The sequence below is a fragment of the Anabaena sp. UHCC 0187 genome, from assembly GCF_009712035.1.
Taxonomy (GTDB): domain Bacteria; phylum Cyanobacteriota; class Cyanobacteriia; order Cyanobacteriales; family Nostocaceae; genus Dolichospermum.
This window is the reverse complement of the sequence record NZ_VILB01000013.1, coordinates 279405-293963: the sequence shown is the minus strand read 5'-3', so window position 1 is coordinate 293963 and position 14559 is coordinate 279405. Positions and strand designations below refer to the sequence as shown.

The following is a 14559-nucleotide window of genomic DNA, read 5'->3' as shown; positions in this document are numbered from 1 at the left end:
TGAGTTATTAGTTATTTACTAATGACTCATGACTAATGACTAATGACTAATGATGTTTTAATTATTGGTGGTGGTATTATCGGGTTGGCTTGCAGTGTTGAACTAAAATTACGCGGTGCAAATGTAACTGTACTTTGCCGTGATTTTACTGCCGCAGCCAGCCACGCCGCAGCGGGAATGTTAGCGCCTGATGCGGAAAATATTACTAATGCAGCGATGTTGTCTTTATGTTGGCGATCGCGTAATTTATATTTAGACTGGACGGAAAAATTAGCAAAGTTAACTACCGAAAAAGATTTAAATAATACAGGTTATTGGCCTTGCGGTATCCTCGCACCAGTTTATCAAAAACCAGAAAATCAGCAACACCGAAACTCTAACTGGTTAGATCAAGATGCTATTAATCAATATCAACCAGGTTTGGGTGCAGATGTGGTCGGTGGCTGGTGGTATCCTGAAGATGGGCAAGTTGATAACCGGGCTTTAATTAAAGTTCTCCGGGCTGCGGCCGATTCCTTGGGTATTGTCTTTAAAGATGGCATTAAAGTCGAAGCGATTCCGCAACAACAGGGAAAGGTTATTGGTGTACAAACTAATGCTGGGTTACTTCGCGCTGACCATTACCTTTTAGCTACTGGTGCTTGGACAAATCAATTATTACCTTTACCAGTGAGTCCCCGCAAAGGGCAAATGTTGAGTTTGCGAGTCCCAGATTTTGTGACGGAATTACCTTTAACCAGAGTATTATTTGGAGAAAATACGTACATTGTTCCCCGCCGCAATCGTTCTATCATTATTGGTGCAACTAGCGAAAATGTAGGGTTTGCTGCTGATAATACCCCAGCCGGGATTCAAAGTTTACTACAATCAGCTATGCGGCTATATCCCCAATTAGAGAATTATCCTCTACAAGAACTTTGGTGGGGATTTCGTCCAGCCACCCCCGATGAATTACCTATTTTGGGTCATAGTTATTGTGATAATTTAACCTTAGCTACTGGTCATTACCGCAATGGAATTTTACTTGCACCAATTACAGCAACATTAATTGCTGATTTGATTTGCGAACAAAAGGCAGATCCTCTTTTAGCTAATTTTCACTATTCTCGCTTTTCTGCTGTGTCATCTACTACTACACCGATGTTAATTCACCCTACTCCTGTTACCAACGGATACCGTAACTCCCAAATCGAAACTACTGTTCAAGATTCACAATTAATTATTGCGGGAAAAAGCTTTAAATCTCGATTAATGACGGGAACTGGTAAATATCGCAATATCCAAGAAATGCAGAAAAGTGTCGCTGCTAGTGGTTGTCAAATTGTCACAGTAGCTGTGCGACGGGTACAAACCAACGCCCCAGGACATGAAGGTTTAGCAGAGGCTCTAGATTGGAGTAAAATTTGGATGTTACCCAATACCGCTGGCTGTCAAACCGCAGAAGAAGCCATTCGAGTAGCTCGGTTAGGCCGGGAAATGGCCAAGTTATTAGGACAGGAAGATAATAATTTTGTCAAGTTAGAAGTGATACCTGATTCTAAATATTTATTACCAGATCCCCTTGGCACTTTGCAAGCTGCGGAACAGTTAGTTAAAGAAGGTTTTGCCGTCTTGCCTTATATTAATGCTGATCCCATGTTAGCCAAGCGGTTAGAGGAGGTAGGTTGTGCCACCGTCATGCCTTTAGCTGCCCCTATCGGTTCAGGACAAGGGCTGCAAACTACTGCCAATATTCAGATTATTATTGAAAATGCCAATATCCCTGTGGTGGTAGATGCCGGTATTGGTGCGCCTTCAGAAGCCGCTGAGGCGATGGAATTGGGGGCAGATGCGTTATTAATTAATAGTGCCATTGCCCTGGCTCAGAATGCCCCAGCTATGGCTTATGCGATGAATCTAGCAACGGTAGCCGGTCGCATGGCTTATTTAGCAGGAAGAATGCCCATGAAGAATTACGCTAGTGCTAGTTCACCCTTAACGGGAACGATTACTGGATAGTTTTCATTAATCTTGTGGTGCGGGCATCTTGCCCGCTTTTATCTTTTTAACCGCTGCTGTCAAACGGGGAATCACAACCATAATTTCTTAATTCTAAAATCTAGATATATCAAAGATTTTAATGTTTTTGTCATCACCAAATATTACCAAGATGATAATTCATTCTGACTCCTGACTCCTGTATTCTTTTAGATAAAATATAAGAATTGAATAAAGGGTAAATATGCGATTACTACACACCATGCTGCGGGTAGGAAATTTAGAAGATTCCTTAAAATTTTACTGTGATGTACTGGGAATGAAGTTACTCCGACGGAAAGATTATCCAGCAGGAGAATTTACCCTGGCTTTTGTCGGTTATGGAGAAGAAAGTGATCACTCAGTTTTGGAACTCACCCACAACTGGGGCGTAGAAAAGTATGATTTAGGTAATGCCTATGGTCATATCGCTTTGGGTGTGGATGATATTTACGCTACCTGTGAGACCATTAAACAACTGGGTGGTAAAGTAGTCCGAGAACCAGGCCCCATGAAACACGGTTCCACAGTCATTGCTTTTGTCGAAGATCCAGATGGTTATAAAGTTGAATTGATTCAGTTGAAAATTCCAGGATAATCTAGGGTAGAGGGTAGGAAGAGAACTTCTTTACCCATTACCAATCCCCCCTAAACTTAAAATCACAAGTCTAAAATCTAAAATTTTACAAATGCAGCCTACAGATCCTGATAAATTTACTGATACAGCCTGGGAAGCGGTAACAAAATCCCAAGACGTGGTTCGTGCTTATAAACAACAACAATTAGAAGTTGAACATTTAATTCTCGCGCTTTTAGAAGAACCTACAAGCCTAGCTACAGCTATTCTCACCCGTGCGGCAGTTGATTCTGTCCGATTTAAACAACAACTAGAGGCTTTTACCCAACGTCAACCCAAGGTTGGGAAAAGTGATCAACTTTACCTGGGGCGGAATTTAGATTTACTCTTAGACAAAGCCAATGAAATTAGAGCCAAAATGAGAGAGGAGGAAATCTCGGAAGGGCATATAATCCTAGCTTTTGGTGATGATGAACGTATTGGTAGAAGATTATTTAAAAGCTTAAATATAGATATTGCTCAAGTAGAACTTGGGGTTAAATCTGCTCGCAATAGTCCCAAAATAAAAGCATCATCAAAGGTAGAAGCGGATGTCCAGGAGGAGGCTTTAAAAAGATTTGGACGAGATTTGACAGAACAAGCAAAAGCAGGAAAATTAGATCCAGTCATTGGTAGAGATGATGAAATTCGCCGGGTAATTCAGGTTTTATCTCGTCGTAGTAAAAATAACCCTGTGTTAATTGGTGAACCGGGAGTTGGTAAAACCGCCATTGCCGAAGCTTTAGCCCAAAGAATGGTTAATGGTGACGTTCCTGAATCTTTGAAGAACCGCCAATTAATCTCTTTAGATATCGGTAGCTTGATTGCAGGCGCAAAATATAGAGGTGAGTTTGAAGACCGTTTAAAAAATGTTCTCCGTGAAGTTACTGAATCAAATGGGCAGGTAGTTCTATTTATTGATGAACTCCATACCGTTGTTGGGGCTGGTTCTAATCAACAAGGATCAATGGATGCCGGGAATCTGCTTAAACCTATGTTAGCACGGGGCGAGTTGCGTTGTATTGGTGCAACTACCTTAGATGAATATCGCAAATATATTGAAAAAGATGCTGCCCTTGAAAGAAGATTTCAACAAGTATATGTAGATCAACCAACCGTGGAAAACACAATTTCGATTTTGCGAGGGTTGAAAGAGCGTTATGAAGTGCATCATAACGTCAAAATTTCCGATTCCGCTTTAGTTGCTGCGGCAACCTTATCAGCGCGGTATATTGCCGATAGGTTTCTACCAGACAAAGCTATTGACTTGGTTGACGAAGCCGCAGCGAAATTAAAAATGGAGATTACTTCCAAACCTGCGGAATTAGAAACCATTGACCGGCGTTTAATGCAGCTAGAAATGGAAAAGCTGTCATTATCTGGAGAAGAACAGAGTATTTCCCCAACTAGAGAACGATTAGAACGGATTCAGCAAGAAATTGCTACTTTAACAGTTAAACAGCAAATATTTAATGAACAATGGCAAGGGGAAAAGCAGATTTTAGAATCCATCAGCGGGTTGAAGAAAGAAGAAGATGCAATGCGGGTACAAATTGAACAAGCAGAGCGTGATTATGATTTAAATAAAGCTGCTCAATTGAAGTACGGTAAATTGGAGGGAGTGCAAAGAGAACGAGAAGTTAAAGAAGCGAAACTTTTAGAAATGCAAACCCAAGGTTCGACTCTGCTGCGCGAACAAGTCACCGAAGCCGATATTGCCGAAATTGTCGCTAAATGGACAGGAATCCCTGTAAATCGGCTTTTAGAATCAGAACGACAAAAATTACTGCAATTAGAAAGTCATTTACATGAACGGGTAATCGGTCAAGAAGAAGCAGTTTCCGCCGTCTCTGCGGCGATTCGTCGCGCCCGTGCGGGGATGAAAGACCCCTCTAGACCCATTGGTTCATTTTTGTTTATGGGACCAACTGGCGTGGGTAAAACTGAACTTGCCCGCGCTTTGGCTCAGTTTCTTTTTGATTCGGATGATGCTTTGGTGCGTTTGGATATGTCCGAGTACATGGAGAAACACTCAGTTTCCCGTCTAGTGGGTGCGCCTCCAGGATACGTCGGCTATGAAGAAGGGGGACAACTTTCGGAAGCAATTCGCCGACATCCTTATTCTGTGGTGCTTTTAGATGAAGTAGAAAAAGCTCACCCCGATGTATTTAATATTTTGTTGCAAGTATTGGATGATGGTAGAGTTACTGATTCCCAAGGACGGGCTGTAGATTTCCGTAATACTGTCATAGTAATGACTAGCAACATCGGCAGTGAACATATTTTGGATGTATCTGGAGATGATTCCAAGTATGATATGATGCGAAATAGAGTTATGGAAGGTTTGCGAAGTCACTTCCGTCCCGAATTCCTGAACCGTGTAGATGATCTGATCCTTTTCCACACTCTTAACCGTTCAGAAATGGGGCATATTATCCGTATTCAACTCAAACGGGTGGAAAATCTTCTGAAAGAACAAAAAATCTCTTTTGAAATATCCCAAGCCGCTTGTGATCATCTTGTAGAAGCTGGTTATGATCCAGTTTACGGCGCACGTCCTCTAAAACGGTCAATTCAGCGAGAGATAGAAAATCCCTTAGCGACAAAGTTACTGGAAAATACCTTTATTTCTGGTGATACCATCATGATTGATATGGGTGAGAATGGGTTAACTTTTAATAAAAAAGTACCTATCTCTGTACCTGCTACTCTCAAGTTATTGGAAGTATCATCAGAAGTGTAAACAAGTAGATACTTGTTGTGGGATGGGCATCTTGCCCGCCTAAATAATTTTATCAAGATGATTTAGAATATAAATAAAGATATTTGAGCAACGTGACTCAAAAAACAGTACATCATCATGGGGAAGTTCCACAAAGCAGCGAAACTACCTATTACTCCCTACTAGGACTCCATCCTGGAGCATCAGTAATTGATATCCGTCGCGCTTACCGAGAACTAAGCAAACTCTATCATCCAGATACGACAGAATTAGTTGCTAATATTGCTACTGCTAAATTTCAGCAAATCAACGAAGCTTACGCTACTCTCTGTAACCCAGAACGGCGCTTAAGCTATGATTTAAAAATTGGCTATTCCCGTTTTGGTGTAATTCAAGTCCCACCTGATTTAAACCAGTCTGTACATAAGCCCTACGATTTTTCCAAATCAATGTATCTCGATGCTACAGATCGCCCCTTGTCTTCTGGGGAAATATTTGTATTATTTATTTTGGGATTGACCATTGTTGGTTGTATGCTATTAGCGATCGCCATCGCTATCCTGCGTGGAGAAGTAATTAATTAAACTCAACTTCCCACCTCTAAAAATAACCAAATAATTTTGAATTGAATTGAACTACTTATGCTTCCCTCTGATACACCCCTATATAGTCATTCTTTACCACAAATTGAACAATGGCTAAAAAACCAAGGTTGTCAACAAGATGATACCCAGCTACATTGTTGGCGTGTACAACGATCTAGTTGGGAAGCAGAACTTTGGTTAGATACTGAACAAATCACAGTCCGGTATTTTCAATCAGGAGAAAACCGTCAAGATATTCAACGTTCCTTTAAATATTCTCTGAGTCGGGAAGATATCGAAGAAGCCGTTTTTGCTGGACCATAATCTAATTTTAGATTTTGGATTCATGACCGCATCTAAAATGAAAAACTATCAGACTTTCCCAAACCGGCGTTCTCGTTGTTGGTAAGCAGATAAAGCCCGATGAAACTCATTCCGGTCAAAATCAGGCCAAAGAGCATCAGTAATATAAATTTCACCATAAGCCATTTGCCAAAGTAAGAAATTCGATAATCGCATTTCTCCACTGGTGCGAATTAATAAATCTGGATCTGCTACTCCGGCTGTATATAAATGAGCTTCAAATACTTCTTCGGAGATGTCTTCAGGCTTTATTAACCCGTTCTGGACCTTTTGAGAGATCGCTCGACAAGCTTGTAAAATTTCTTGCCTACCACCATAATTAGTCGCAATTGAGAAACGTATCCCTGTATTATGACGAGTGGCCTCAGTTGAGCGAGAAATTTCTTGTTGTAGCGATAGCGGCAACTCAGATAAAACTCCCATAAACTCAATATGGACATTCTTCTGAACCATTTCCTTGAGTTCCTGGCGCAAAAATCGGCGAATCAAAGCCATTAAAAAATTCACCTCTTCCCGTGGTCTTTTCCAGTTCTCTGTAGAAAAAGCATAGACAGTTAATGCCTGAATTCCCCAATCTTCACAACAACGAAGTAAATTTTTGAGGGTATCAGCACCAGCTTTATGCCCCATAATTCGGGGTAGACCACGACTTTTGGCCCATCTACCATTGCCATCCATAATTACGGCAACGTGCTGGGGTAGTAATTCTCGCTTTAAATCAGGGGGTAAATATTGCAATTCAGTTTGTTGTGTTATCATTTTTTATCTTGAGAAGCGGTCGTACCCCTACGGGTAGGCAAGCTACGGATAGCGTGACGAATACAAGGTAATCCAGGTAATCGGGAAATTAATTTTAGTGACTGACTACCAAGTTGACGAACTAAACTCAAAAGACCAGGGGCCACAGCTTCCCGATCTACAGTGGGAGAAAATCGAGCCTCTAAAGACTCTTTGAGCTTTTTAATAGTTAGTGGTCTATATAGAGTTCCTCGTTCCGCTAAGGAAATAGAACCCGTTTCTTCAGATACAACGACACAAATACAATTTTCAACTCTTTCCGTAATTCCCATAGCTGCTCGATGGCGTGTTCCCAACTGGCGCGAAGCTGTCCGTCCTGAAAGTGGTAAAATTATACCTGATGATACAATGCGTGAACCACGAATTAACGTTGCTCCATCGTGTAACAGGGTTTTGGGTTGAAAAATAGTTTGGATCAGTTCTTTAGAAACTTCGGCATTTAGCTTGACTCCTGGGACTGAAAAATCTTGCTCTTCAATAGGTCCTGTGGTTTCTAAAATTAGTAAAGCCCCAATGCGATTTTTTGATAATTCCTTAACTGCATCCACAATTTCATCAATTACACTATCCGACTTAGGAATTGCCAAGCGATTATTTTGAAACAACTGCCAAAATTCACCACGTCCCAATTGTTCCAAAAAGCGACGAAATTCTGATTGGAGTGCTACTGCCATGGCCACAGCACAGCCAATCACCAATTTTTCCAGGACAAAATTTAGCAGAGGTAATCCTAATTTACTACTCAGTGCCGAGCAGAGCATTAAGACTATAAATCCTCGCACCATCCATAAGGTGCGCCGTTCACTAATAATCACTAGGATCATGTATGTCAGTGCCAGCACCAACATCATATCCAGAGTCCCAAGGAGCAAGGACTGTGACCAATCTCCCAGGTTTATCAGCCATTGCTTCCACCAATCTCTCATGACATCTGGATTCTTATAGTCATTTGTCAGTTGTCAGTTGTCAGTTGTCAGTTGTGATTTTTCAACCACTGACCACTGACCACTGACCACGAACTATTTAAGTCTGTCTGGTAGGCAATCTTGTCGAATCAAGTCTTGATAAGTTTCGCGCTGCAAAATTAAATTTGCTTCGCCATTTGCCACAACAACCGCTGCCGGTCGAGGAAGACGATTGTAATTAGATGCCATACTGTAATTGTATGCACCAGTTCCCATAACTACGAGAATATCATTTGGTGCAGTTTTTGGCAGTTGGGCATTTTTAATCAGAATATCTCCTGATTCGCAATGTTTACCCGCCAATGTCACTGTTTCGGTACAAGGGGTAGATATTTTATTGGCAACTACCGCCCGATAAACTGATTGGTAGGTGATAGGGCGGGGATTATCCGACATTCCGCCATCAATCGCCACGTAAGTCCGAATTTCGGGAATAACTTTGGTAGCACCAACGGTATAAGCAGTAACGCAAGATGTCGCAATAAGCGATCGCCCTGGTTCACAGAGTAACTTTGGTAAAGGCAGATTTTCTGATATACAAGCTGCTTGCACTACCTCACAAATCGCCTTTGACCATTCAGTAATGCTTGGGGGATCATCAGATTCTATATATTTAATTCCTAAACCACCACCAACATTTAATTCTGTCACCGTCAAGCCATGTTGAGCCGCATCCCTTAACCACTGCACCATGACAGCCGCTAAATCCCTATGTGGTTGACGTTCAAAAATTTGTGACCCAATATGAGCGTGTAACCCCACACAGTTTAAACTAGGCTGTTTACTCACAAAAGCAAACACTGCTTGTAAATCATTAGGGTCAAACCCAAATTTACTATCTAAGTGTCCAGTGCGAATATATTCGTGAGTATGGCATTCTATCCCAGGGGTTAAACGGAGCATAATCCGAATGGGCAAAGCAGCAGCATTTTCGGTTTGTTCTGCTGCTATCTTGACTAAGGTATGTAATTCGTGCCAGTTATCCGCAACAATAGTACAACCAGATTCAATTGCTAAAATTAACTCATCATGAGATTTGTTATTTCCATGTAAGTAGATTTTGTTTGGACTCATACCCGCATTCAGCGCAGTATAAAGTTCGCCACCAGATACTACATCAATTCCTAACCCTTCTGAGGCCACAATGGCACAAACTGCTAAACAATTCCAAGCCTTAGAAGCATAAAGTACCTGAGATTCCCCTTGGTAAAATTCCTTGAAGGTATCTCGATATTGCTTACAAGCTGTTCGCAGGGTTTCTTCATCTAAAATATATAAAGGTGAACCAAACTGTTCAACTAGGGTTGTGACATCACACCCACCGATTTCTAGGTGGTCATGACGATTAACTCTAGCTGTCAAGGGTAAGAGTTGTTGGTTAGGAGAAATATCAGCACTGTTACTATTTGTTGGCTGTAAATATTGACGGCCAGAAAGTTGAACTTCAACGGGGTGAGTCGATACCATAATTAATAAGAGTTGTCTTTGTAAAAAATTAGGACATGAGTATATGTCCTTATTCCCAGTTTACCCCCTCATTGGTAATGGGTAATGGGTAATGGGTAATTGCTAATTAACCTTCCTCAATCCTCAAATCCTCAAAAATTGTGATTTCATCAGACTTAAAAATTCAATCTTTAACCACAGACAATTTAACGGAACTGTTAGAACTGGATAAAGCCTGTTTCGATGGTTTGTGGACTATGGAAGGCTACCTGCGGGAGTTAGAAAGTCCTAATAGTCATTTTTTGGGTTTATTTTCCCCCTTTAATGACTCCGAACTTTTAGGAATGGGGTGCTTTTGGTCAATTTTAGAAGAGGCACACATTACAATTTTAGCTGTTCACCCCCAATATCATGGACAAGGGTTAGGAAAGGCTTTATTGTATGCCCTATTACGGACTGCTGCCGACATTGGCTTGGAGAGAGCTACTCTCGAAGTCCGAGATTCTAACCACGTTGCTATCTCCTTGTATCAAAAGTTTGGTTTCAAAACAGCAGGAAAACGACGGGGTTATTACAAAGATAACAATGAAGACGCTTTGATTCTTTGGCTTTCTGAACTACAGCAACCATATTTTCTCAAAAATCTGGATCAATCGGCAAGTTTAATAAATTCACCCTTCTAAATTCCAAATGGCAACTGACAACTGACTAATCTTCTAGTGATTGGGCTTGAACTTCAACTGCGGTGACATCAATTGTCCCTTCTGGTGTAAAGCGTTGAAATTGGCGGTTATTAACTAATAGCCGCTCACCACAGTTGGTACACTGTACTTGACTATTATTTATACCTGTTAATTCATATCCACAGACAGGACATTGATCAGTGATTAGGTTCTTTGCTAACCACCAGCGAAAGCCAAAGAAGGCTACCACAGGTAAGAATAACAATAACCCCAAAATAATAACTAAGGAATTGACTAACCAGCCCAATCCCAATGATGCTAATAACCAGGCAATTGCTAACAGGGTTAGCCAAGGACGGATTTTTTCAACATTGAATTGTAAGTTTTTAAAGCTCATATCTCAAATTTGTGCTGCTGACTCTAGGATAACGAGTTTAGTTTTTGGTTAGGTCAGATGAGCAAAGCAGGATTTGTTGTAACCGCTGAGGGAACGTATCTATCCCAAATGCGGCTAAAGCCTGTTCTCTAAGCCATTTTCCATCGCAACGTTGGTCATTACCTTGCAAAATTTCTATACAAGCTGCTGCTACTGCCCCAGAATCACGGTGTGGGACTCTCCATCCCAGTTTACCATCCTGTAAAGGGTCAGCAGAACCATCATCATCTCCTGATAACACAGGTATCCCACAAGCCATTGCTTCTAAGTAGACAATGCCAAAGCCTTCTTGTGAGGGCATAATATAGGCATCAGCTAGACGATAATGAAATATTAATGCTTCTGTAGGGACAAATCCAGTAAAGATGACGTGATCACTCACACCTAAATCCTTTGCTAACTGGGCTAATCGTGGTTGGTCATCACCGCGACCAATAACTAAATATTTAACATCTGGGAATACTTGCAGAATTTGTGGTAATGCCCTAATTGTGACATCTACACCCTTGTAAATATCCCCAGACCACAGCCGCGCCACGGTCATTAATACTTTGGTATTACTTAAATTATACTTTTCAATAAATTCTGGTAACTTAGGACCAGGAGTAAATTTATTCCCGTCAATGGCACAAGGTAACATCTCAACCTGATTAGGGTCTATACCATTAGCAGCACAAGCGCAATCTCGACTGTAACGGCTAATTGTCCAAATGTTAGAGGATGAAGCTAAAGCCTGTCTTTCTTGACTGTTGAGTGGTTTCCAGACTTCTTTTCCATAGGTGAGAACAGTATAGGGAATTCCTAATAACTGGCACAAAGTTTTTGTTAAAATTGCTAGTTTAATATGACCACAGAAAACGTGTTCAGGTCTTTTTTGTAATAAAAACCAGAGTAAAGAAAATGCTAATTTAACTCTTCCCACCGCAGGAGAATTACTCTGGAAATAGTGAAATTTTAACCGTTCTGATGCAAAAGGATTTTTACAGTCGGGACTATCTCGCAAGATAAATACATCTGCTTGATAAATTTCGTCTAACTGTAAATACGCCCCGAAAATATCCTTGACATAGGATTGAACTCCACCTTCCTGTAGGAAAATCTCTAAAAACAGGAATACATGATTAGTTGTATTTTTAACTATTTTACTCTCTGTAAGTTGATCTGCCACTTTGGTAATTAAGTAGGTTGGTGTTAAAAATTGTCTTTATGGCAAGGTAAGAGGCACTCATATAAGAGTGAAGAAGTCTTGGGCATTTTTCCATTTTGTTACATATTTAGATTATCTCATGCCCACCTACTTAGTATTTTAAATATTATTATTGATAAAGAAGAAAAGTTCTTTTAAATTGATCCCTTTGTCTCAATTTATTGAACATATATAGCAACAGATAAGGAGGTTAGGGCATCAATTTATCATGAAACTACATCCACAATAGGGGTTTGATCCCAACTCCTCCTATACATCCACTTTTAAGTATCATAAATAGTACAGAGTGGCGTAATTTAATCAACTATTAAAAATTTCCTAAAAAGCCTGTCTGAATTTGCTTTTTTAATTTTTAATTCTGCCCTGCGGTACTAGTCTCTAATGTTGTTCTTCTAAACAATATTTGACAATTAACAGACAATTTCTAGTATCTGAATCACGTTCATAAACAACTTTATCTGCCAAGCGTCGGAGTAAAAACCATCCATACCCACCTACTTGTAGAGTACCCGGTTCTGGCTCAGTGATGACATCAGGATTAAATGGTTTTCCATAATCCCAAATTCTTATTTCCAGTCTATCAATCCAGAGACTGACTTGAATTTCTATAGTTGTTTCTGGTGGTAAGGAATGATGAGCATGACGAACTGCGTTGGTAAAACCTTCTGCTAATGCTAGGTTAAGACGATAAAGTTGGCTATCTGACCAGCCATATTTAGGTAAATATTGCTGACAAAATTCTTCAAACCATTGTTGTACTTGGTTCAGGAGCTTAAGATCGCTCCCTACCATTCTATGGTCTTGCTGCACTATGCTAAGCATTGACCGTAACTTGAATAGAAAGTAAGTGAAACAGTATTTGCGTTTTTTGGTGATTTAATCATCAATCCCAGATTAGTTAACGCCTGTGGGTTTTCAAAAGCATATCCCTTTTGAAATATCATTAACAAGTAGACCAGAAAAGACTTGCGGCTAGTTGTTTGTCAGATATTATCCCGTATACGCTCTTGAAAACCACAGACGTTATCAGATTTAGTTTTGACTCAACTACCTTAGAACAATCCTAAAGTTAAGGATTTATCCAATGGGAGTGCAGCACCCACACCTAGCCACAGGGTAACAAGAGTACCAAAAAGAAATACTGTTGTTGCGACGGGACGACGGAAGGGGTTTTGGAATTTATTCACGTTTTCCAAGAAGGGAACGAGAATTAGTCCCAAAGGTACAGCAGCCATTGCTAACACACCTAATAGTTTACTAGGTAGTGAGCGGAGAATTTGGAATACAGGATACAAGTACCACTCTGGCAAAATTTCCAAAGGAGTAGCAAAAGGATTAGCTGGTTCACCTACTAAAGCGGGATCTAGAACTGCTAGAGCCACTATACAGGCGAAAGAACCCATAATTACGACTGGGAAGATGTAGAGCAAATCGTTAGGCCAAGCTGGTTCACCATAGTAGTTGTGACCCATGCCTTGGGCAAGTTTAGCTCTCAATTTGGGATCGCTCAGATCCGGTTTTTTTTGCGTTGACATTTTTAAATGCGCTCTCCGGCTGAAGTGAGGTTAAAGCATTGGTGAAAGCTATCAGCTATACAGGCAACTTATTGCTTTCAACTAGCTCAAGTTTCAGATAGTAGTTTATGTCTAAAACTTACAAGTTATTTTCTCTCAGTTTAAAACAAACTACGATGATCTGGAAACACAAGTTATGCCTGTTTGCTAATAACTTTAATTACAAAGGTCCAGAAATACCTTGTTTGCGAATCATCAAGAAGTGGAACAACATGAAGACAGCAATTAACCAAGGCAGAACGAAGGTGTGAGCGCTATAGTAGCGGGTGAGTGTAGCTTGACCAACACTAGAACCACCACGAAGTAAATCGGAAATCAGCACGCCGACTACGGGAATTGCTTCGGGTACACCACTCACAATTTTTACAGCCCAGTAACCAATTTGATCCCAGGGTAAAGAGTAGCCTGTTACACCAAAGGAAACGGTGATAACTGCGAGGATGACACCACTGATCCAGGTAAGTTCACGGGGCTTTTTGAAGCCACCTGTGAGGTAAACGCGGAAGGTGTGCAAAATCATCATCAATACCATCATGCTGGCTGACCAGCGGTGAATGGAGCGAATTAACCAACCGAAGTTGACTTCATTCATGATGTACTCTACGGAGGAGAAAGCTTCGGCGACGGTAGGTTTGTAGTAGAATGTCATCGCAAATCCAGTAGCGAACTGGATCAGGAAGCAGACTAGGGTAATGCCACCTAAACAGTAGAAAATGTTAACGTGGGGAGGAACGTATTTGGTGGTGATATCATCAGCAATCTCTTGGAGATCCAAGCGTTCCTCAAACCAGTCATAAACGTTAGCCATACAATCTTAAGGTCCTAAAAATAGATTGCGGTTGATAAGTTTTGTTATGCGAATCTTAGTCATGGCTGACTATTCAACTAACCTCAGTTAGAGGGTTCGCTTCTCGCTTCATCCAAGAGAATGGGCTTCTATTTGTCCACGAGCGTCAATTTGGGTGTAACTCACCCTATTTTTGAGAAATCTTCCTGTCTCTCGTCTTTGCCAGCCAACGCTAACAATGTTGACCCCAAAGAAGATTTTATCGTTGATCAGGAAGAATGGAAATCTCATCAAGTTGGACTAGCAACTTTATGAGAAGAATGCACTTCTTCTATAAAAAAAGTAACATAGTCGAGAGATAG

At 40.7% G+C, this 14559-nt stretch carries 15 protein-coding genes; 7 read left to right on the top strand and 8 right to left on the bottom strand.

Going from position 1 to position 14559, the window contains the following annotated elements; all coding sequences use genetic code 11:
- Positions 1–42 precede the first annotated feature (42 nt).
- From thiO to FJR11_RS14245, 5 genes are all read left to right on the top strand, one after another.
- Positions 43–1998, top strand: coding sequence for a glycine oxidase ThiO (gene thiO / locus FJR11_RS14265; RefSeq protein WP_168504747.1), 1956 nt, complete (start codon positions 43–45; stop codon positions 1996–1998).
- A gap of 223 nt (positions 1999–2221) precedes the next feature.
- Positions 2222–2614 carry a lactoylglutathione lyase gene (gene gloA, locus FJR11_RS14260; RefSeq protein WP_168504745.1) on the top strand — a complete coding sequence of 131 codons (393 nt, stop codon included), beginning with the start codon at positions 2222–2224 and terminating at the stop codon, positions 2612–2614.
- A 91-nt stretch (positions 2615–2705) separates the two neighbouring features.
- On the top strand, positions 2706–5375 hold the full coding sequence (clpB, locus tag FJR11_RS14255; protein ID WP_168504743.1) for an ATP-dependent chaperone ClpB: 2670 nt from the start codon (positions 2706–2708) through the stop codon (positions 5373–5375).
- 92 nt (positions 5376–5467) lie between these two features.
- Positions 5468–5938, top strand: coding sequence for a J domain-containing protein (locus FJR11_RS14250; protein WP_168504741.1), 471 nt, complete (start codon positions 5468–5470; stop codon positions 5936–5938).
- A gap of 57 nt (positions 5939–5995) precedes the next feature.
- Positions 5996–6262, top strand: coding sequence for a DUF3143 domain-containing protein (locus FJR11_RS14245; RefSeq protein WP_168504739.1), 267 nt, complete (start codon positions 5996–5998; stop codon positions 6260–6262).
- 48 nt (positions 6263–6310) lie between these two features.
- On the opposite strand, the gene FJR11_RS14240 is transcribed toward FJR11_RS14245, so the two are convergent.
- The 3 genes from FJR11_RS14240 to lysA all read right to left on the bottom strand — a co-directional run bounded on the left by FJR11_RS14240 (position 6311) and on the right by lysA (position 9531).
- On the bottom strand, positions 6311–7060 hold the full coding sequence (locus tag FJR11_RS14240; RefSeq protein WP_168504737.1) for an isoprenyl transferase: 750 nt from the start codon (positions 7058–7060) through the stop codon (positions 6311–6313).
- Positions 7057–8025 (bottom strand): diadenylate cyclase CdaA, encoded by a 969-nt coding sequence (cdaA, locus tag FJR11_RS14235; RefSeq protein ID WP_168504735.1) that lies wholly within the window; start codon positions 8023–8025, stop codon positions 7057–7059. Before cdaA ends, FJR11_RS14240 begins: the two co-directional genes overlap by 4 nt.
- 93 nt (positions 8026–8118) lie before the next feature.
- The gene (gene lysA / locus FJR11_RS14230; protein WP_168504733.1) at positions 8119–9531 is read right to left on the bottom strand and encodes a diaminopimelate decarboxylase; all 1413 of its coding nucleotides are present in this window, start codon (positions 9529–9531) and stop codon (positions 8119–8121) included.
- A 140-nt stretch (positions 9532–9671) separates the two neighbouring features.
- On the opposite strand from lysA, the gene rimI reads away from it, so the two are divergent.
- Positions 9672–10193, top strand: a complete 522-nt coding sequence (gene rimI, locus FJR11_RS14225; protein WP_168504731.1) for a ribosomal protein S18-alanine N-acetyltransferase — start codon at positions 9672–9674, stop codon at positions 10191–10193.
- A gap of 25 nt (positions 10194–10218) precedes the next feature.
- Here the strand turns inward: rimI and FJR11_RS14220 are convergent, their stop codons facing one another.
- From FJR11_RS14220 to petB, 5 genes are all read right to left on the bottom strand, one after another.
- Entirely contained in the window at positions 10219–10590 is a 372-nt protein-coding gene (locus FJR11_RS14220) for a hypothetical protein (RefSeq protein WP_168504729.1), read from the bottom strand.
- 37 nt (positions 10591–10627) lie between these two features.
- Positions 10628–11797 carry a glycosyltransferase gene (locus FJR11_RS14215; RefSeq protein WP_371417536.1) on the bottom strand — a complete coding sequence of 390 codons (1170 nt, stop codon included), beginning with the start codon at positions 11795–11797 and terminating at the stop codon, positions 10628–10630.
- Between the two features lie 417 nt (positions 11798–12214).
- Positions 12215–12658: an anti-sigma regulatory factor gene (locus tag FJR11_RS14210; RefSeq protein ID WP_168504727.1), complete on the bottom strand. Its 444-nt coding sequence runs from the start codon at positions 12656–12658 to the stop codon at positions 12215–12217.
- Positions 12659–12888: 230 nt separating this feature from the next.
- Positions 12889–13371 carry a cytochrome b6-f complex subunit IV gene (gene petD, locus FJR11_RS14205; protein ID WP_168504725.1) on the bottom strand — a complete coding sequence of 161 codons (483 nt, stop codon included), beginning with the start codon at positions 13369–13371 and terminating at the stop codon, positions 12889–12891.
- Between the two features lie 199 nt (positions 13372–13570).
- The gene (gene petB / locus FJR11_RS14200; protein WP_027404375.1) at positions 13571–14218 is read right to left on the bottom strand and encodes a cytochrome b6; all 648 of its coding nucleotides are present in this window, start codon (positions 14216–14218) and stop codon (positions 13571–13573) included.
- 150 nt (positions 14219–14368) lie between these two features.
- Between petB and FJR11_RS14195 the strand changes: the two genes are divergently transcribed.
- Complete coding sequence (locus FJR11_RS14195; protein ID WP_168504723.1) at positions 14369–14512, top strand: hypothetical protein; 144 nt, start codon at positions 14369–14371, stop codon at positions 14510–14512.
- The last annotated feature ends 47 nt before the right edge of the window (positions 14513–14559 follow it).